Source organism: Stenotrophomonas sp. GW821-FHT02D01, from assembly GCF_059421765.1.
Window position 1 is genome coordinate 488,791 of record NZ_JBWKVP010000002.1, and the last position, 19,225, is coordinate 508,015.

15 protein-coding genes are annotated in these 19,225 nt (G+C 67.0%); 9 read left to right on the plus strand and 6 right to left on the minus strand.

From position 1 onward, the window contains the following. Positions 1 to 2 precede the first annotated feature (2 nt). The 3 genes from AC07UW_RS07060 to tkt all read left to right on the plus strand — a co-directional run bounded on the left by AC07UW_RS07060 (position 3) and on the right by tkt (position 5,286). A complete protein-coding gene (locus AC07UW_RS07060) occupies positions 3 to 1,694 on the plus strand; it encodes a BatD family protein (RefSeq protein ID WP_495211711.1) in 1,692 nt (563 codons plus the stop codon). Positions 1,695 to 1,751: 57 nt separating this feature from the next. Further along, positions 1,752 to 3,086 (plus strand): dicarboxylate/amino acid:cation symporter, encoded by a 1,335-nt coding sequence (locus AC07UW_RS07065; RefSeq protein WP_495211712.1) that lies wholly within the window; start codon positions 1,752 to 1,754, stop codon positions 3,084 to 3,086. A gap of 202 nt (positions 3,087 to 3,288) precedes the next feature. Beyond that, on the plus strand, positions 3,289 to 5,286 hold the full coding sequence (gene tkt, locus AC07UW_RS07070) for a transketolase (RefSeq protein ID WP_032977193.1): 1,998 nt from the start codon (positions 3,289 to 3,291) through the stop codon (positions 5,284 to 5,286). Positions 5,287 to 5,397: 111 nt separating this feature from the next. On the opposite strand, the gene ybiA is transcribed toward tkt, so the two are convergent. From ybiA to AC07UW_RS07085, 3 genes are all read right to left on the minus strand, one after another. Beyond that, positions 5,398 to 5,946, minus strand: a complete 549-nt coding sequence (gene ybiA, locus AC07UW_RS07075) for a riboflavin biosynthesis intermediates N-glycosidase (RefSeq protein WP_495211713.1) — start codon at positions 5,944 to 5,946, stop codon at positions 5,398 to 5,400. 99 nt (positions 5,947 to 6,045) lie between these two features. After that, positions 6,046 to 7,998, minus strand: a complete 1,953-nt coding sequence (locus AC07UW_RS07080) for an acetyl-CoA hydrolase/transferase C-terminal domain-containing protein (RefSeq protein WP_495211714.1) — start codon at positions 7,996 to 7,998, stop codon at positions 6,046 to 6,048. A 32-nt stretch (positions 7,999 to 8,030) separates the two neighbouring features. Continuing rightward, positions 8,031 to 8,588, minus strand: coding sequence for a flavin reductase family protein (locus AC07UW_RS07085; RefSeq protein ID WP_495211715.1), 558 nt, complete (start codon positions 8,586 to 8,588; stop codon positions 8,031 to 8,033). 117 nt (positions 8,589 to 8,705) lie between these two features. On the opposite strand from AC07UW_RS07085, the gene AC07UW_RS07090 reads away from it, so the two are divergent. From AC07UW_RS07090 to AC07UW_RS07100, 3 genes are read left to right on the plus strand one after another with little or no spacing between them, the layout of a single operon-like run. Further along, positions 8,706 to 9,071, plus strand: a complete 366-nt coding sequence (locus AC07UW_RS07090; RefSeq protein ID WP_495211716.1) for a BlaI/MecI/CopY family transcriptional regulator — start codon at positions 8,706 to 8,708, stop codon at positions 9,069 to 9,071. After that, a complete protein-coding gene (locus AC07UW_RS07095) occupies positions 9,064 to 10,278 on the plus strand; it encodes a M56 family metallopeptidase (protein WP_495211717.1) in 1,215 nt (404 codons plus the stop codon). Before AC07UW_RS07090 ends, AC07UW_RS07095 begins: the two co-directional genes overlap by 8 nt. Next, positions 10,278 to 10,838 (plus strand): hypothetical protein, encoded by a 561-nt coding sequence (locus AC07UW_RS07100; RefSeq protein WP_495211718.1) that lies wholly within the window; start codon positions 10,278 to 10,280, stop codon positions 10,836 to 10,838. The genes AC07UW_RS07095 and AC07UW_RS07100 overlap by 1 nt, the downstream gene beginning before the upstream one ends. A 41-nt stretch (positions 10,839 to 10,879) precedes the next feature. Here the strand turns inward: AC07UW_RS07100 and AC07UW_RS07105 are convergent, their stop codons facing one another. The 3 genes from AC07UW_RS07105 to AC07UW_RS07115 all read right to left on the minus strand — a co-directional run bounded on the left by AC07UW_RS07105 (position 10,880) and on the right by AC07UW_RS07115 (position 13,682). Then, the gene (locus tag AC07UW_RS07105; RefSeq protein WP_033831871.1) at positions 10,880 to 11,680 is read right to left on the minus strand and encodes an MBL fold metallo-hydrolase; all 801 of its coding nucleotides are present in this window, start codon (positions 11,678 to 11,680) and stop codon (positions 10,880 to 10,882) included. A gap of 10 nt (positions 11,681 to 11,690) precedes the next feature. Then, on the minus strand, positions 11,691 to 12,509 hold the full coding sequence (locus AC07UW_RS07110; protein WP_032977182.1) for a S1/P1 nuclease: 819 nt from the start codon (positions 12,507 to 12,509) through the stop codon (positions 11,691 to 11,693). Between the two features lie 543 nt (positions 12,510 to 13,052). Beyond that, the gene (locus AC07UW_RS07115) at positions 13,053 to 13,682 is read right to left on the minus strand and encodes an OmpW/AlkL family protein (RefSeq protein ID WP_279208871.1); all 630 of its coding nucleotides are present in this window, start codon (positions 13,680 to 13,682) and stop codon (positions 13,053 to 13,055) included. A gap of 193 nt (positions 13,683 to 13,875) precedes the next feature. Here AC07UW_RS07115 and gap point away from each other — a divergent pair, with 193 nt between their 5' ends. From gap to AC07UW_RS07130, 3 genes are all read left to right on the plus strand, one after another. Next, on the plus strand, positions 13,876 to 14,880 hold the full coding sequence (gap, locus tag AC07UW_RS07120; protein ID WP_025874252.1) for a type I glyceraldehyde-3-phosphate dehydrogenase: 1,005 nt from the start codon (positions 13,876 to 13,878) through the stop codon (positions 14,878 to 14,880). A gap of 127 nt (positions 14,881 to 15,007) precedes the next feature. Next, entirely contained in the window at positions 15,008 to 17,689 is a 2,682-nt protein-coding gene (locus AC07UW_RS07125) for a DUF2339 domain-containing protein (protein WP_495211719.1), read from the plus strand. Beyond that, positions 17,686 to 19,062 carry a DUF3999 domain-containing protein gene (locus AC07UW_RS07130; protein ID WP_093817887.1) on the plus strand — a complete coding sequence of 459 codons (1,377 nt, stop codon included), beginning with the start codon at positions 17,686 to 17,688 and terminating at the stop codon, positions 19,060 to 19,062. Before AC07UW_RS07125 ends, AC07UW_RS07130 begins: the two co-directional genes overlap by 4 nt. Positions 19,063 to 19,225: the final 163 nt, after the last annotated feature.

Here is a 19,225-nt window from a genome sequence, read left to right on the forward strand (position 1 = left end):
GCATGGCGAGCAGGCAAATCCGGTGGCCTTTGCCTGTGCTGGCGATGCTGCTGCTGTGGCTGCCGATGGTGGCCATGGCGCAGACGCGCGCCTGGCTGGAGCAGGACAGCATCGCCGCCGGTGATGCGGTCACCCTGCACATCGAGACCGATCAGGGCGCTCCGGACTATGCACCGTTGAATGCCGATTTCGTGCTCAGCGCGCAGAGCAGCAACCGCCAGGTGCAGTGGAGCAATGGCGGCGTCCAGCAGCGCAACCTCTATACGGTTGCGTTGACGCCGCGCCGCACCGGTACGCTGCAGGTGCCTTCATTACAGGTAGGCGCAGCACGCACGGTGCCCTTGGTGCTGCAGGTAAGTGATGCCGTGGTGGCCACCCCGCAGAGCAATGCCACCGCCTTCATCGAAACCGAGGTGGATGACCCGACGCCCTACGTGCAGCAGAGCGTGGGCGTGGTGGTCAGGCTGTACTTCGCCTCGCAGCTGGCGTCGGGCGAACTGGTGCTCGACACACCCAGTGGCGCTTCGCTGCAGCGGGTGGGGGAGGATCGCAGCGACGTGCGCCAGGTCAACGGCCGTCGCTACAACGTGGTCGAACGTCGCTTCCTGCTGATCCCCGAGCGCAGCGGGGCGTTGCGCCTGCCGGGCGCGCGCTTCACCGGCCGCAGTGCAGGTGGCTTCTTCGATGACTTCTTCGGGAGCGGTGGCGATGGCCGCATGAATGCCGTCGGTGCCGAACGCACGTTGCAGGTGCAGGCGCAACCGGCGCAGGCCGTGCAGCCGTGGCTGCCCCTGCACAGCCTGCAATTGCGCTACACCGCCGCACCCAGCAGTGCGCGCACGGGCGAAGCGGCCACCGTGATGGTCGAAGCGATCGCCAACGGCGCTACCCGGGCCCAGTTCACCGATCTGCCCGTACCCGACCTCGGCGACGCCGCACAGGTGTTCGCCGAACCTGCCCAGTACGAGGAGACCTTCAGCGGCAGCACGCCACGCCTGAAGATCACCCGTCGCTACTCGATCGTGCCGCGGCAGGTTGGATCGCTGCGTGTGCCGGGGCCGCGCGTGGCCTGGTGGAACGTGGACAGTGGCAGTGCCCAGCAGGCCAGCCTGCCGGATCTGGAACTGGCCGTGGCCGCAGGCCGGGCCGGCGCGCCGGTGCCCCAACCGATCGATACCGATGCCGCGTTGCCGGGAGACGCCGCACCCGCCGCTGCATCCTCTCTTGCACCCACCGCAGCAGGTCCCCGGCCGTGGCCGTGGATGGCTGCCGCCGCAGGCCTGGCGCTGCTATGGCTGTTGACCCTGGCATGGGGATGGCGACGTGGCCGCCGTGCCGTCGTCCACACCCGCCCGGTTCCCCGGCCAGGGCCCATTGCTCCTGCGGCGTCGTCGCGTGCCAGCGTGGCCGAGCTGCGCCGGGCCATCGATGGCGAGGGCTTCGACCAGGTAGAGGCGCTGCTGTGTTCAATGGCCGGCGTGGAACGCCTGGAGCAGGTGATCGAGCGGCTCGCCGATCCGGCCCAGCGGCAGACCCTGCAGGCGTTGCAGCAGGGGCGCTGGGGCGGGATGGGTGATGTCAGCGCGCTGCGAGCCCGCCTGCGCGAAAGCTTCCGTGACGGACCGCACTGGTCGGCTGCCACCGGCGCCGTCGACACTGGGCTGCCGCCGCTGTATCCGCCGCGGCAACCCTGAACCGGCGCGGCTTGCGCGCTTTGTTAGAGTAGATTCATTTTTCGAGGAATCCCGCGCATGACAGCAGCTGCTGCCGACAAGAAGAAGTTGCCCCTGCATTGGAAGATGGGCATCGGCTTTGCGATCGGCCTGATCCTGGGACTGATCGTGCATGCCCTGGGCGGCAGCGTCGAAGGCCTGCAGACCGGTGCCAAGTGGGTAATGGACTACGTAACCACCCCGGCGTCGGGCCTGTTCCTCAACCTGATCTTCATGCTGATCGTGCCGCTGATCTTCTCGGCGCTGATCATGGGTGTGTCGGAGATGGGCGACATCCGCGCCCTTGGCCGCATCGGCTGGAAGACGCTGGCCTACACCGTGCTGCTGTCCGGCATCGCGGTGGGTATCGGCCTGGTGCTGGTCAACCTGCTCAAGCCCGGTGCCGGCGTCGACCCGCAGGTGGCCGCGCTGATGCTGTCGGAGAACGCCGAGCGCAGCAAGGAAATCGTTGCTGGCATCCATGGCACGCCGAAGGGCATGGACATGCTGCTGTCGATCGTGCCGAGCAACGTGCTGCAGGCCGCGTCCGACAATGGCGCGATCCTGTCGCTGATGTTCTTCGCGCTGATGTTCGGCATCGGCATGGTGCTGACCGACGAGGCCAAGGTCGCCCCGCTGCGTCGCGCCATCGAAGGCGTGTTTGAGATCTCGATGACCCTGATCAACCTGGTCATCCGCCTGGCGCCGTATGCAGTGGCCTGCTTCATGTTCAACCTGGCCGCGCTGTTCGGTTTCGATCTGATCATCCGCCTCGGCGCCTACGTGGGCGTGGTGGTGCTGGCGTTGGGCCTGCACATGGTGGTGACCTACGGCACCGCGGTGTGGCTGTCGGGGCGTTCACCGCTGGCGTTCTTCCGCCAGACCCAGGAGGCCACGGTGATGGCCTTCTCCACCGCCTCCAGCAACGCCACCCTGCCGACCGCGCTGCGCGTGGCCGACCAGATGGGCCTGCCGCAGCGCGTGTCGCGCTTCGTGCTGACCGTGGGCGCCACCGCCAACCAGAACGGCACGGCGCTGTTCGAGGGCGTGACGGTGATCTTCCTGGCCCAGTTCTTCGGTGTCGACCTGAGCATCGGCCAGCAGGTCATGGTGATGGCGGTCTGCATCCTTGGTGGTATCGGTACGGCCGGTGTGCCGTCCGGCTCGCTGCCGGTGGTGGCGATGATCTGTGCGATGGTCGGCGTCAATCCGCTGGGCATCGGCCTGATCCTGGGCGTGAACCACTTCCTGGACATGTGCCGCACCGCGCTGAACGTGACCGGCGACCTGGCCCTGACCACGCTGGTGGCCAAGGGCGAAGCGCCGGACACTCCGGCCGAGGCCGCTGCCGCCGCGGCCCGTCTGGACAACTGACCCAGGCAATGCCTGATCGGGGTCGGATCCCTTTCCGCAGGAAGGGGATCCGACCCCTCTTCATATGCGGAATCCAGCGCAGATCACGACGTTGCCGGCCAACGGCCGGCACTAATGCCCTGGTCGACCTGACCCTGCCGGGCGTCTGTGGGACAATAGGCCGCCCGCAGTTCCGCGGCCGCCTCCCGATTCCGACAGAACCATGACGCAGCCTACCCGTCGCCAGTTGGCCAACGCCATCCGCTTCCTCGCCGCCGATGCGGTTGAAACCGCAAAGTCCGGCCATCCCGGCATGCCCATGGGCATGGCCGACATCGCCGAAGTCCTCTGGAACGACTACCACCGTCACAACCCGAACAACCCGCAGTGGTTCAACCGCGACCGCTTCGTGCTGTCCAACGGCCACGGCTCGATGCTGCAGTACGCGCTGTTGCACCTGAGCGGGTATGACCTGCCGATCGAGCAGCTGAAGGCATTCCGCCAGCTGGGCAGCCACACCGCTGGCCATCCGGAGCGTCACGAGACCCCGGGCGTGGAGACCACCACCGGTCCGCTGGGCCAGGGTTTCGCCAACGCCGTCGGTTTTGCCTTGGCCGAGAAGCTGCTGGCACAGCGCTTCAACCGCCCGGAGCTGGAAATCGTCGACCACCGCACCTGGGTGTTCATGGGCGATGGCTGCCTGATGGAAGGCATTTCCCACGAAGCCGCCTCGCTGGCCGGCACCTGGGGCCTGCACAAGCTGGTCTGCTTCTGGGATGACAACCACATCTCCATCGACGGCAACACCGAAGGCTGGTTCACCGACAACACCCCGGAGCGTTTCGAGGCCTATGGCTGGAACGTGGTCCGCGGCGTCGATGGCCATGATCCGGAGAGCATCAAGGCCGGTATCGAAGCGGCCCTGTCGCAGGACGGCAAGCCGACCCTGATCTGCTGCCGCACCACCATTGGTTTCGGCTCGCCGAACAAGTCCGGCAAGGAATCCAGCCACGGCGCACCGCTGGGCAAGGACGAACTGGAAGCCACCCGCAAGGCGCTGGACTGGAACTACGGCCCGTTCGAGATTCCCGAAGAGATCTACGCCGGCTGGCGTGCCGGCGGTACCGGCACCCTGCGCCAGGCCGAGTGGGAGCAGCAGTTCGACAAGTATGCTGCGCAGTACCCGGCCGAAGCCGCTGAACTGACCCGCCGCTCGCATGGCGATCTGCCGGCCGACTTCATCGCCAAGGCCGACGCCTACATCGCCCAGGTTGCCGCCGAAGGCCAGACCATTGCGTCGCGCAAGGCGTCGCAGCTGGCCATCGAGGCGTTCGCCCCGCTGCTGCCGGAAATCGTGGGCGGATCGGCCGATCTGGCGCACTCGAACCTGACCCTGTGGAAGGGCAGCAAATCCGTCGCAACCGACGATGCCAATGCCAACTACGTGTACTACGGTGTGCGCGAGTTCGGCATGACCGCGATCGCCAATGGCCTGGCCCTGCACGGTGGTTTCATCCCGTTCGACGCCACCTTCCTGGTGTTCAGCGATTACGCCCGCAATGCCGTGCGCATGAGCGCGCTGATCCCGGCCCACGCCATCCACGTCTACACCCACGACTCGATCGGCCTGGGCGAAGACGGCCCGACCCACCAGCCGGTGGAGCATCTGGCCTCGCTGCGCTACATCCCGAACAATGACGTGTGGCGCCCGTGCGATGCCGTCGAGTCGGCCGTGAGCTGGAAGGCTGCGATCACCCGCCAGGACGGCCCGAGCTGCCTGGTGTTCAGCCGCCAGAACCTGCCGCACCAGCCGCGCGACGCTGAGCAGATCGCACAGATCGAGCGCGGTGGTTACGTGCTGGCCGATGCTGCCGGCACTCCGGACGTGATCCTGATCGCCACCGGTTCGGAAGTCTCGCTGGCGACCGAAGCGAAGGCACAGCTGGATGCGGCCGGCCTGAAGACCCGCGTGGTCTCGATGCCGTCCACCGATGTGTTCCTGCGCCAGGATGCGGCCTACCGCGAATCGGTGCTGCCGAACGCCGTGCGCAAGCGCGTGGCCATCGAAGCTGGCGTCACCGGCTTCTGGCGCCAGTTCGTCGGCCTGGACGGTGCAGTGATCGGTATCGACACCTTCGGTGCCTCGGCCCCGGCCGACAAGCTGTACCAGCACTTCGGCATCACCACCGCGCACGTGGTGGAAGCAGCCAAGGCGCTGTAAGTCCCGCTGCAATGGAATTAGGGAAAAGGCCGGCGAAAGCCGGCCTTTTCTTTGCGGGGCGAAACGGATCGCCCGCCGTGCCCGTAGATCCACGCCACGCGTGGATGCGCGTTACATCGTGTCCCGCACTTCCATCAGCGCAAAGCCCAGCAGATTCAGTCCGCGCCACTGCGCCGGGTTGTGCGCGTCGGCGTGATCCTTGGCCAGGCCGATTCCCCAGACAAAATCCACCGGACTGGCTTCGACCAGTACCTGATCTTCCGTGGCGCGCAGGAAATCGCCCAGCGCCGCATTCTGCGAGAACTTGGCCCGATTGCCTTCGACCACCAGGGCGTAGCGCGCCTGCGCCCAGAGAGCCTCATCGAAGCCCTCGATCTTCCGGCCCAGCGCTTTCACCTTGTCAGGCTTGCGGCTGGCGAGAACCTGTTCGAGGATGTCGGTGGCACCAAACAGTCGCGCTTTGCCGGCCATCATGAAGTGCTCGGCAGTGGGGTAGTGCACGCCGTCGATGTTGAAACCCGCGTCGTACCACTGGCTGAAACACGACGCCGCCACGCCCATGCGCGGCGGCTGGTGGCCCCAGAAGCACAGATAACGCAGGTGCTCGCCATCGGCCTGGCGGCGTTGCAGATCATGCAGAAAACGGGAATCGTCGTTCATCGGTACAGGATAGCGCGCTGCGCTACTGCGGCAGGTGCCAACCTTGGTTGGCACTGGTCGTTGTCCGCCGGGCATGGCCCGGCGCTACCCTCCGCGCGATCACGCGGTGCGCGCCAGGGCCAGCCTCAACAACCTTGCATTGAGCCGTTCGCCGAAGTCCTTGGGCGACTGCAGTTCCATCCGCTGCAGATACACCGCGTCACCATCACCTGCAGGCTGCCACAGCGCGTCCCACACGGTACGCAGCTTGCTGCCGCGCGTCTGTGTATTGGCCTTCAACCAGCCTAGTGCCTTCACCAGCACCTGTTCGATCTCGGTGAAGTCGCTGCCCAACGGGTAATCGGGCAGGGTGCCATCGTTGCGGAACGGCGCCAGCGCCGCCGCCAGGGCCAGGGGTGTATTGCGCTGGCGCCGCTGCGCATCAGGTTGCGCCGTAGCGGCCAGCTTGCGTGCCGAAAAGGCCTGCTGCAGCAGCGCGCCCTGGAACGGCGCTTCGGTGATGGCCGCCATCGCGTGCACACAGTCGTCGTCGGTCAGGCCACGCACGTCGGCGATGCCGTACTCGTTGAGATAGATGTCACGCAGGTGGCGCGGAATGGTCGTGTGCCCGTAGTTCCAGCGCACGTTGGATTCGCGCTGGCCGCGGTCATCACGGGCAGCGCGGAACATCAGCACACTGCGCGCTTCCGGCAGGGCGTGCGCCATCGCCACGAAGTTGTACTGGCCGCCCACGCCGGAAACCACACGGCCATCTTCCAGTGCATCGGATACTGCCGCGCCAAGCGCGGTGGCCATCATGCAGGAATTGAAGAAGCGGGCGTGACGCCGCTGCAGGCGCTCCAGCGTTTCGTTGCCACCGTACAGCTGGTTGATCTCGCTGATGCGGCGCATGCCGATCGCCCGGCATTCGTCCTCGGGCAGGGTGCGCAGCCATTCGTAGAATTCGGATGAGCCCAGGTAGAACGCGCCGTGCAGGTATTCGCCCTCGGCCTCCAGCGTGGCATGGTCGATGGACAGCGTGCTGCCGTTCTCGATGCGCTGCATCAGTGCCAGATCGTCATGCACCTTGCGCTTGATCACACCGGTCTGCACCAGCCGGCGGAAGCCCTCGTTGAGCATTTCGCTGCAGCCGTACAGGCCGATCTCGAACGGGTCCAGTCCGCCGATCTCCTGTACCAGCGGATGGCTGGCCAGTTGCGGATCCAGCGCGTTCAACACGCGGCGGTAGCGTGCGTTGTCGGTGTGGCGCAGTACCAATGCGTGGCTGAGTGCATCGGCCAGGGTGCCGATGCCGATCTGCAGGGTGCCACCGTCGCGCACCAGGGTGCTGGCATACAGGCCGATGGCGTAGTCGGCGTCGGCTACCGGTTGCCGTGGCAGGCCGAACAACGCCGGATACGGCGCTGGCGGGGTGATGACCAGATCGAAGAAGGACACGTCGACCGTGGCGGTGCCGCCCAGATACGGCAGCTGCGGATCGATCTCGGCGACCAGCAGCGGGCGTGGCAGGCCGCGTGCGGTCATCGCGTCCAGCGTGTCCTGGGTGATGTCGTTGTTGCACGACAGCGAAAGGCGCCGGTCGTCCGGGCGCATCGCCACTTTCTGCACGATCACCTGCGGCGCACGCTGGGCGACGGCGTCGGCAGCGTGGGTGTAGTTGAGGCTGGTGTAGCTGGATTGCGCCTGCCGCGAACCGAGCAGGGCACCGGACTGCATGTAGAACTCTTCCACCTGCACATGCGCTGGCAACGCATCGCGGGCGATCGCATCGGCGTAGGCCAGGCGCGGGAAGTCTTCACCGAAGTGGCGGGCCGCGAACGGTGCCAGAAAGCGCGCTTCCAGGCCGTTGCCCTTTGCCTGCGGCGGGTTCAGTGACAGCGCGGTATACAGCTGCAGCGGCCGCGACGGGTCGTGTTCGACGCGCGCATACAGGGCGTTGAGCAGGCGGTGTGGTTTACCCAGCGCCAGCGGCGCACCGATCCGCAGCGGCCCATCCACGCGCGCAAACAGCCAGTCAACGGCGGCGTCGAGGTCGGTGAGGTGTTCGGTCATCCGGGGCGGTCCTGCTTGGGGGAGTGCTGGCATTACAGCATGTCGGGCTTGAACCGCCGTCGACGCGAGACTTCGGCGCCGGACACCATGAACTGCCCATCACCCCGGTAATGCACCGTGCGCGGCAGCTTTGGGCGAGGCGCAACGTGGGCGCGCACGATTTCCCAGATGAACAGGTTGCTCGATTCGACCTGGCTGTCGTCGTAAAGGCGGCACTCGAAGCTGGAATGGCACTGGCCCACCAGCGGTGCTCCTACCTGCCGTGCTGGCATCGCATCCAGGCCGAACCGTTCGAACTTGTCCACGTCACGGCCGCTGCAGTTGCCGATGTCCACCACGGTGTCCAGCAGCTCCACGCCCGGGATGTTGATCACGCATTCGCCGCTGCTGCGGGCCAGGCTGAAGCTATGGTTCTCGTTCCACAGGTAGGTGGCCACCAGCGAGGGCGAGAAGCCCATCACCATGTGCCAGCCCATCGTCATCAGGTTGCGCTGGCCTTGCCAGGCGGTGCTGACCAGCACGATGGGGCCGGGCTCGAGGAAACGCCGAGCCTGCTCGACCGGGAAGTCACGTTTGCGCAAGGGCTTCATGCCGGTACCTGCGGTGAAGGCCCCCATGCTGGCGCAGGCGTGATGAATTACCGGTCGAGGGGTTGACAGTCGATTCGATTACGCGCGTAATCGAATCGTCGATTACGGATGTAAACCATGACCCCGATCAGCGAAGCCGAAGCCGTTGTGATGGAGGTGCTGTGGCAGCAGGCACCGCGCAGCGCCGACGAGGTGGTGGCCGCACTGGCGCACCGCGACTGGGCTGAGCCGACCATCAAGACCCTGCTCAACCGCCTGCTGAGCAAGGGCGCGATCGCCGCCGAGCGCGATGGCCGGCGCTACCTGTACCGGCCGCTGCTGCAGCGCCAGGCCTGGGTGGAGGCGCAGAGCCAGGACTTCATCGGCCGTGTCTTCGAGGGCCGGGTGGCACCGCTGGTCGCGCACTTCAGCGAACGCGGCCAGCTCAGCGCACAGGACATCGCCGAACTGAAGAAGCTGATCCAGGAGCTGGACAATGAATGAGCTGCTCGACGGACTGTGGCAGGCCAGCTTGTGGTTGGCGGTGGGCGTGATCCTGCTGGCGGTGACACGGCCGTTGCTGGTGCGATTGGGCGGCGCCGGGCTGGCCTACCGTAGCTGGTGGCTGCTGCCCCTGATGTTGGCCACGCTGTTGATTCCCCTGCCACAGGTCGCGCTGTTGCAGCATGTGCCGACCTTGCCGCTGAAGGTGGTGCCCGAAGCGGTCGAGGGCCTGCCTGCGTCATCCCTGCAATGGCCCTTGCTGCTGTTGGTGGTGTGGGCGCTGGGCGCGGGCGTCTGCCTGTTGCGCGACCTGCGCGCACAACGCCGCTTCGAACGCGGCATGGGCGGCCTGCGGCCACGCGCCGATGGCTGCTGGCAGGCCAGTGGCGATCCCGGGCTGCCGGCGCTGGTGGGCCTGTGGCGGCCGCGCATCGTGGTCGGCCCCGATTTCGACCAGCAGTTCACTGCACAGGAGCAGGCACTGATCCTGCAGCACGAGCGCAGCCATCGTCGCAATGGCGATCACTGGGCCAACGGCGTACTGCTGCTGATGCGCGCGGTGTTCTGGTTCCACCCGCTGCTGCCATGGGCCGCACGCCGTTTCCTGCGTGACCAGGAACTGGCCTGCGACGCCCGCACCATTGCCCCGCAGCCTGCGCTGCGCGGCCTCTACGCCAGCACGCTGCTGAAGGCGCAGCTGGTCCACCCGGTTGCGCCGGCGGTATGCCACTGGCGCAGCCAACCCGTGTTGAAGGAGCGTATCGCCATGTTGAAGCAGTCCAAGCGGAAGGCATTGCCGTGGGTGTCGGGGCAGGTGCTGGTGGTCGGGTTGTGCCTGGGCGTGGGGGCAGTGGCGTGGGCCAGCCAGGGTGGAGCAATGGCGGCCGGCCCAACCGTGGCCGTCATGGATCGCGAGATCCGGGTCGACAAGATGCCACCACCGAGCTACCCGAAGAGCGCGTTCGAGCAGAGCCAGACAGGCGTGGTGGTGCTCCGCGTCGACGTCGATGCGCAGGGCGCGGTCAGCGATGTGCGTGTAGTGAGTGCCACCAACCCGGGCGTGTTCGAAGCGGTATCGATTGCAGCAGCGCGAAGCTGGACCTATCGCCCGGCGCTGAAGAACGGCAAGCCGGTGGCGGGCGCTGTACGCATTCCGATCACCTTCGCCATGGATGAGAGCGACGACGTGACGGAGACCGCCAGGTGATGCGCATCGCGCTGCTGTTGGCAGTGGGGATGCTGGCAGGCTGCGCCACCCAGGAACGGTTGACCACCGTCGATACCCGCAATGAGAGTGTCGGCCATCAACGCCTGCATGCGGAAGGGAAGGGCGGCAGCGGCCAGGTGCAGGCGTACACGCTGGGAGCGACCGAAGGCTATCGGATGCCGCAGCTGTACGCGGCGCCGGATCCGCAGATTGGTGATCGTGACCCGCGCACCGAGCTGGCGCCGACCACGATCTGCCTGCAGGTGGTGATCGATGCTGAAGGTGCTGTCGAGCGAAGTCTGGCGCTGGTCGACCGCAGCGAATGCGCTGCAGGCGCGGCGAGCGAGAATGCGCCGCTGTTGCAGGCTGCGCAGGAGGCGGTGGCGATGTGGAAGTATTCGCCCGCCGCGGTATGCCACTTCGCCCCCGGCGAGGTGCCGAGCGACCGTGGCGACTGCCAAGGCGCCGAGCGCGTCGAACCGGTGCCGGTGAGCCTGCTGTATGCCTTCACCTTCGAGATCGTGAAGGGCCAGCATGTGGTGCGCACGCAGGGTAAATGACGCGGTGTCATTGCTGGCGCGATGAGGCGACCGTGCGGGCCCTACGCGCCGCCTTGGATGTTGGCCTTCACCGCCGGCTGCATCAGCTGCGGTTCTGCCAGCGTCGCATCACGCGCCTGGCGCACGCTGACGAACTCCGCCTCGGCCACGCCTTCATGCACGTGGATGTTGTGCGCGCGCTGTTCACCAATGGTGGTTTCGTTGGCGAAATCGCGTCCGCCCGGGCCGTAGTCGTGGCAGACGAATACGCGGGTGGCATCGGGCAGGGCCAGCAGGCGCTGGATCGAGCGGTACAGCTGCGCAGCATCGCCGCCGGGGAAATCGCAGCGCGCGGTGCCGCCATCGGGCATGAACAACGAATCGCCGGTGAACAGCGCATCGTCGATCAGATAGGCGATGCTGTCGCTGGTGTGGCCGGGTACGGCGATGATGCGCCCCTGCAGTTCACCCAGTGCGAAAGTCTCGCCATCGGCGAACAGGTGATCGAAGACCGCATGTTCCTCGGGCAGCTGCAGGCCATAGCGTGGTGCAAACGTGGCCTGCACCGCACGGATGCCTTCGCCGATGGCCAGCGTCGCATCCGGGAACCGTTGCTTGAGCCGACGTCCTGCCGACACGTGGTCGGCATGGGCGTGGGTTTCCAGCAGCCAGCGCACGTGCAGCTGCTGTTGCGCGATGGCATCGAGCATCGCGCGCACCGGCGATTCGCTGCTGGCATCGGTATCCGGGTCGTAATCCAGTACCGGGTCGATCAGCGCGGCCTCGCTGCTGGCCGGGTCGCTGACCAGGTAGCTGAAGGTGTTGCTGTCACGGTGGAAGAACGATTGCACCTGGACCGACATCGGGCACTCCTCAGCGTGTGGCGAGCACGCGGTTCAGCAACTGCGCCAGGTTTTCACCGGCCAGTCGCAGCTGCGCTTCGGCCACCGGCCGGTAGCGCGTGGTGTAGTCGTCGCCGATCTTACGCGAGGCAGGGTAAACGCCAGGTTGCACCGAAATGCGGCAGCTGGCTTCAGCCCAGCTGACCGGATCGCGCTGCGGGTTGGACTGACGCGCCAGCTTCGGCGCCGGCAGTGCGCGCAGCACCGGCAGGTAACCGGCATCGTCGACCTTGCGGGTATTGAGCATGCCGCTGTCCCACAGCGAGTGCAGGTTGGTACCGCGGTTGCCGAACTGCAGCTGGAAATCGTTGCCGCCCTTGTCGTGGCCGTAGCCGGCGTGCATCGGCTGGTGGATGTCACCGACCAGATGCACGACGAATTTCAGTGCCTGCAGGCGCTCGCCATCGGTCAGGCTGCGGTCGCCGAGGATCGCGCTCTGCGCCTTCAGCGCTTCGACGATGCAGTTGCCGCTCTTGCAGTGCTTCGGCGCCTCGTAGTGGCAGCCATCTTCGGCGATGTTGACGTAGTGCCAACCGGCCGAGCGACGGCCCAGGCCCGGGTCCTTGGCGCGCAGCTGGTCGGCCCAGGGCGCGATGCTGGCAAGGGTGGCGCCGGGTTCGGTGGCCAGCAGGCGGTCGACTTCAGCGCGCGTGGTCGGGTTGAGGCGGCTGTCGGCGACTTCGGCGACCAGGCGGTGGCCTTGCGCGCCCCAGGCATGGGCGGGTGCGGACAGGGTCAGCAGGGCCGGCGCGAGGGCGGCGGCGAGGAACAGGGAGTGCAGTGCTTTCATCCGCTCATTCTAGCCAGCGGGGGAGATGGGTGGTTGATGGAAAGCGGCGCGTTCATTGTCGTCGGGGTGTGTGCGGCCGGGGCAGGCAGTGCGGGACACGCCGTAAACCCATGCTTGGGGGCTCGATGGCGCCATCCATGGCGCCAACGGTCCCGCTCTACCTGCCCCGACCGCACACCTCCAACGTGGCCGCGGTGGCGGATGCAAACGTCAGAAGCAGAATCAGAGTCAAATGCAGGATCGCATCCGGCCGATGGCAACTGGGTCATGCGGGTGCTGGCTTCTGCTTGCGCCTGCGCGCGCGGAAAAATGGAAGGGGCGGGGCAAGTGAGTTGCTCAGGACCGTTCGCCGCATGGATGCGGCGATCGAGCCTACATGGACGTATTTACGGCGTGTCCTGAGCAACTCACTTGCCCCGCCCAAACGCAGATCCGCGCTCTGCACCAACAAAAAAGCCCCGGCACACACATACCGGGGCAACATGCTGCGAGGGTTTTGCCTGTAGCGGGGGAGCGGGGGCGCAGCCCCCGCCAATCAACCCCTTAGAACTTGAAGACGTAGGACGCGCCGTAGACCAGCGGATCGATGTTGACCGTGCCGATCTTCTCGCCATCCAGCTTCACCTTGCTGTCGATGTCGATCCAGCGCATGTCCACGCGCAGGGCGCCCTTCTCGCCAATCGCGAAGTCGATGCCCGCATGCGCGGCCAGGCCCCAAGAATCCTGCAGCTTCAGCTTGCTGTTGGCCAGCGCACCGGTGGTGTCTTCGCTGAAGAACGTCGTGTAGTTCAGGCCGGCGCCCACGAACGGCGACACCTTGCCCTTGCTGTTGAAGTGGTACTGCAGGGTGACCACCGGCGGCAGCTGCTTGGTGCTGCCCACGCGGCCGAGGCCGTTGATGTTGATGTCGTGCTTGAACGGCAGCGCCGCCAGCACTTCGATGCCCAGGTTGTCGGCGATGAAGTACTCACCGGTGATGGTCGGCTTGACGTCGTTGTCGACGTCGACCTTCAGGGTGCCACCGGCCAGCCAGCCGTTGTTCGACTTCGGCGCGACCTGGTGCACGCCAGCGGAAAGGGTCCAGTCGCCCTTGGACTGGGCCATGGCCGGGGCGGCGGCCAACGACAGGGCGGCGGCCAGGCTGGCCACGATCAGGGGGGAGGTCTTGCGCATGGGGGTGATCTCGTTGCGGGGTGGATGTGGCCAGTCTCGGCCTCACGCCGCGCTAACGCTTTGATCCGGATCAAATCCTGTCCGGCCCCCGTCCCGGCGGCGGGCTTGGCCGGCGGTGGTCAAGGCCGGCCTGCTAGACTTGTGGGCCCTATCCACCCCGCCGCACCTGTCGCGGCTGCAGGAGCTTGAGAACATGGCAATCAAGGTTGGTATCAACGGTTTCGGTCGCATCGGGCGTAACGTCCTGCGCTCGGCGGTGCTGAACTTCGGCGACGACATCGAAATCGTGGCCATCAACGATCTGCTGGAGCCGGATTACCTGGCCTACATGCTCAAGTACGACTCCGTGCACGGCCGTTTCAAGGCCGACGTAGCCGTCGATGGCAAGGATCTGCTGGTCAACGGCAAGAAGATCCGCCTGACCCAGGAACGCGATCCGTCCAACCTGAAGTGGGACGAAGTCGGCGTCGACGTCGTGCTCGAAGCCACCGGCCTGTTCCTGGACAAGGTCAGCGCGCAGAAGCACATCGATGCCGGCGCCAAGAAGGTCATCCTGTCGGCACCGTCGAAGGACGACACGCCGATGTTCGTGTTCGGTGTGAACGACAAGACCTATGCCGGGCAGGCGATCATCTCCAACGCCTCGTGCACCACCAACTGCCTGGCGCCGCTGGCCAAGGTCATCAATGACAAGTGGGGCATCAAGCGCGGCCTGATGACCACCGTGCATGCGGCCACCGCCACGCAGAAGACCGTCGATGGCCCGTCCAACAAGGACTGGCGCGGCGGCCGCGGCATCCTGGAGAACATCATTCCGTCCTCCACCGGTGCAGCCAAGGCCGTCGGCGTGGTCATTCCGGAACTGAACAAGAAGCTGACCGGCATGAGCTTCCGCGTGCCGACCTCGGACGTGTCGGTGGTCGACCTGACCGTCGAGCTGGAAAAGGAAGCCACCTACGCCGAGATCTGCGCCGAAGTGAAGGCACAGAGCGAAGGCGCGCTGAAGGGCATCCTGGGCTACACCGAAGACAAGGTGGTGGCCACCGATTTCCGCGGTGAAACCCACACCTCGGTGTTCGACGCCGACGCCGGCATCGCCCTGGACGGCACCTTCGTCAAGCTCGTGTCGTGGTACGACAACGAGTGGGGCTATTCCAACAAGTGCCTGGAAATGGCCAAGGTCGTCGCAGCCAAGTAAGGCCTGCGAAGATCGTCGCGCGAACCCCGGCCTGGCCGGGGTTCGTCGTTTAAGGGGCCCGGCCTGACGTAGCATGGGCCCGTCGACCGCCGCCATCGTGGCGCGGGATCGCATTGGAAGGCGAGGAATGGAAGCACTCTTGGTCCTGGCAGTACTGGTCCTGCTGGCGATACCGCTGCTGCTGGTGGTGGCGCTGGTGATGATTGCCGGCCTGCGCCGGCGGGTCGCCGCGCTGGAAGCCGCACAGAGCGTGCAGGTCGCGTCCAACCCGGCAGGGACCGTAGGCCGTGCGCCCACGGCAGTGGTCGCGCCGCCGCGCGCGCCTGCGGCATCGCGCGAACCCGGCAGCGAGCCCTCGTTCCTGCGGCCCACGGCGGCCACGGCCCCGCCGCCGGTTGCCGCCCGCGAGGACCTGCCGCCGCCGGCCCAACCCGCGCGTCCGTCGCCGCCACCGCCGTTGCCACCTGAGTCCACATTGCCGCCCTTGCCAGCGGAACCGGCCCTGCCGAACCTGGTCGAGCGTGCGATCGGTGCGGTCAAACACTGGTTCACCCAGGGCAACGTGCCGGTCAAGATCGGCATGCTGGTGCTGTTGGCCGGTGTTGCCGCGCTGCTCAAGTACGTCAGTGACCAGGGCTGGCTGGTGGTGCCGGTCGAACTGCGGCTGGCGGGCATCACCGTCGGTGCGCTGGGCCTGCTGGCCTTCGGCTGGCACCAGCGCGAGCGCCGGCGGATGTTCGCGCTGGCCCTGCAGGGTGGCGCCATCGGCGTACTGCTGCTGACCATCTTCGCTGCCTTCAAGCGTTTCGATCTGCTCGCGCCCGGCTTCGCCTTTGCCAGCTCGATCGCGCTGGTGGCGGGGCTGTGCGTGCTGGCGGTCGTGCAGAACTCGCGCACGTTGGCAGTGCTGGGCATCCTGGCCGGCTTCATGGCGCCGCTGTGGCTGTCCACCGGCAGTGGCAACCACGTCGGGCTGTTCAGCTACTACGCCGTGCTCAACGCGGGCATTTTCGCCATTGCCTGGTATCGCCCGTGGCGCGTGCTGAACCTGCTGGGTTTCGCGTTCACCTTCGGCATCGGCACCTTCTGGGGCGTGCTGCAGTACGACGCGGCCAAGTTCGCCAGTACCGAACCGTTCCTGCTGCTGTTCTTCGTCTTCTATCTGCTGATTCCGTTGTTGTATGCGCGCCGGCAGCCGGCCGGGCGTCGCGATCTGGTCGACGGCAGCCTGGTGTTCGGCACGCCGCTGATCGCCTTCTCGCTGCAGGCCGGCATGCTGCACGAACAGCCGATGACGCTGGCCCTGTGTGCGCTGGGCCTGGCAGCGATCTATGCGCTGCTGGCTCGGGCCCTGATCGCGCGCGCGTCGTACACGGTGCTGGCGCAGTCGCATGCGGTACTGGCCGTGGGCTTTGCGACGCTGGCGGTGCCGTTGGCATTCTCGGCGCGTGCCACCGGTGCAGTATTCGCGCTGGAAGGCGCCGGCCTGGCGTGGCTGGGGTTGCGCCAGAAGCGCTGGTTGCCGCAGGTGACCGGTGCGCTGCTGCAGCTCGCCGCCGCATTCGCATTCGTGGTGGGCGCCGACCATTGGCACCGGGACCAGCGTTTCCTGCTCAACCCGACCGCGATCGGCGCACTGCTGCTGGCCGTGGCGGGTTTCGCGGCGGCATGGAGCTATCAGCGCAGGCAGCGCCATGACATCGCCCTGGCGTACTACCTGTGGGGCCTGCTGTGGTGGTTGGGCGGTCTGGCGCATGAAATCGGCCGCTTCTTCCAGCATTCGGCGCAGGCCGACGCGGTGTTGGTGCTGGCCGCCGTCACCGCCTGGCTGGCCTCGGAGGTGCAACGCCGCATGCCGGCACGTGCGCTGGGCGTGACCGCGTTGGCGATGCTGGCCGCCGGCTTCCCGCTGGCCCTGCTGCAGAGCGATGCCCACCAGCAGCCCTTTGCCGGCTATGGCGCATTGGCATGGGCGGTGTTCGCCGTGCTTGGCGTGCGCAGCCTGCTGTGCCTGCGCCAGGGCAGCGGCGGCGTGGCCCGTATCGCGCAGTTCCTGTGGTGGCTGCTGTGGCCGTCGCTGCTTTCGCTGCTGGCCCTGTGGGGCGGCGACGCGCGCCTGGCGCAGGGCTGGACGGCATTGCTGGTCACGTTGCCGTGGCTGCTGCTGGCGGCGCTGTCGCTGTGGCGCTGGAACGTGCTGCGCTGGCCGCTGGGTGCTGCGTTTGACCCGGTGCGCCTGCCGCTGCAGTGCGTGATTTTCGCGCTGCTGGCGCTGGCCTGGTTGTTCGGCCTGACCCTGGCGGGCGACGCCACGCCGTTGCCGTGGTTGCCGCTGCTCAATCCTGCCGAACTGGCACAGTGGGTCAGCCTGCTGCTGATCGCGCGCTGGCTGTATGACCCGCAGGGACCAGCGCAGCTGCAGCGGTTGCGTGTGCCGGTGCTGGCCGTGGCCGGTTTCATCGCGTTGACCAGCACGGTGCTGCATGGCGTGCATCATTGGGGTGGGGTCGCCTGGGATCCGACGATGGCCCGCTTCAGCCTGGCCCAGACCAGCCTGACCGTGTTGTGGAGCGTACTCGGCGTGATCGCCTGGGTGTGGGGCTCGCGTCGCGGCCAGCGTGTGCTGTGGATGGTCGGTGCCGTGTTGATGGCCGTGGTGCTGGCCAAGCTGGTGCTGATCGACCGCCAGCATCTGGGCAACCTGCTGGGAATCGCATCGTTCATTGCCTACGGCCTGCTGTGCACCGTCGTGGGCTACCTGGCGCCCGCGCCGCCGAGCGCGCCGCCAACCGTGGAGGAAAACCAATGAGTAAGTGGAGCCGAGCGTTGCTGCCGGTCTTGTTCGGCGTGGCCGGTGCGGTTGCCGCGCAGGCCACGGACTACCGCGCGCAGTACGCCGAACAGTGGCCACTGAGCCTGTCCAGCGCGCAGTCCGGTGCCTATCGGGTGGTGCTGGAGCCGGCGATCTACCGCCGCGCAGGCGCCGCTGATCTGGGCGATCTGCAGGTGTTCAACGCTGCCGGCCAGGCATTGCCATCGGCGCTGCTGGCGCCGGACCAGCCGTTGGCGCAGCCGCCGGTGCAGCGCGAGCTGCCGTGGTTCGCGCTGCCACCGCTGGCCGAGGCCCAGCGCAACGACCTGCAGCTGCTGACCGAGCGCGATACGGACGGCCGTGTGCGCCGGGTCGAGGCCAGGCTTGGTGGTGGTGCGGTGGCGAACGGGCAGGGCGGCTGGTTGATCGATGCCAGCGTGCTCGGCCAGCAGCCGCTGGCAGCGCTGGTGCTGGACTGGGCAGAAAGTGGCCAGCCGCTGCAGGCGCAGGTACAGCTTGATGCCAGCGATGATCTGCAGCGCTGGCAGTCGATCGCCCGTGATGTGCCCCTGGTGGACCTGCAGCGTGCGGGCAAGCGCTTGCTGCAGCGACGCCTGCAGGTCGACAGCAATGTGCGCTACCTGCGGATCCTGCCGCAGGGCGAGGCGCGCCTGCCGGAGCTGCGCAGTGTTTTGGCCGAACTGCCGCCGGCGCCGGCAACGGTGCCCTGGGAATGGCTGTCGCTGACACCGACCGCGCAGGGCAAGGGTGAATTCACCTTTGAACTGGACGGTCGATTCCCGGTGACCCGGGCCGATGTGGCCAGCACCGACAACAGCTTGGTGCAGTGGACCCTGTTCAGCCGCGACGACGAAAGCGCCGAATGGCAGCGCCGCAGCGCGCCCTGGATCGCCTATCAGCTGCAGCAGGGTGCCCCGGGCCAGCGCCAGCAATCGGCGGCACAGCCGTTGGGCGGCATGTACCGCGACCGCTACTGGAAGCTGGTCGCGAGCCCGGTGGAGACCACCAGCGCCCCGACCCTGCGCCTGGGCTATCAACCGGAAGTGATGGTGTTCCTCAGCCAGGGCGCAGCGCCCTACGCGCTGGCCGTGGGCAGTACGACCGCGCGCCGCGCGGAGGCGCCGATCACGGTGCTGATCGAGGAACTGCGGCAGCGCAATGATCCGTCGTGGCAGCCGACGCTGGCACGCTTGGAGGGTAGCCCGGAGACGCTCGCCGGTGACGCAGCGCTGAAGCCGCAGCACGACTGGAAGGCGTGGTTGCTGTGGGCGTTGCTGGGGCTGGGCGTGCTGGTTGTTGGTGGACTGGCGTTGAGCCTGCTGAAGCAGAAGCCGTCGCCTTCGGCGTAGTTTGCAGCGAACGGCGCAGCCCCTCGTGGGTGGCCGGTTTGTGAATCATGGGTTGGGCCGGGCGGGTGGGCAGTGCAGGGGACGCCGTGAATCCGTCCCTGGAGGCTTGGCAGCCGCATCCATGCGGCTGACACCCCTGCCCCCGCCCCCCCCCCCCGCCCCC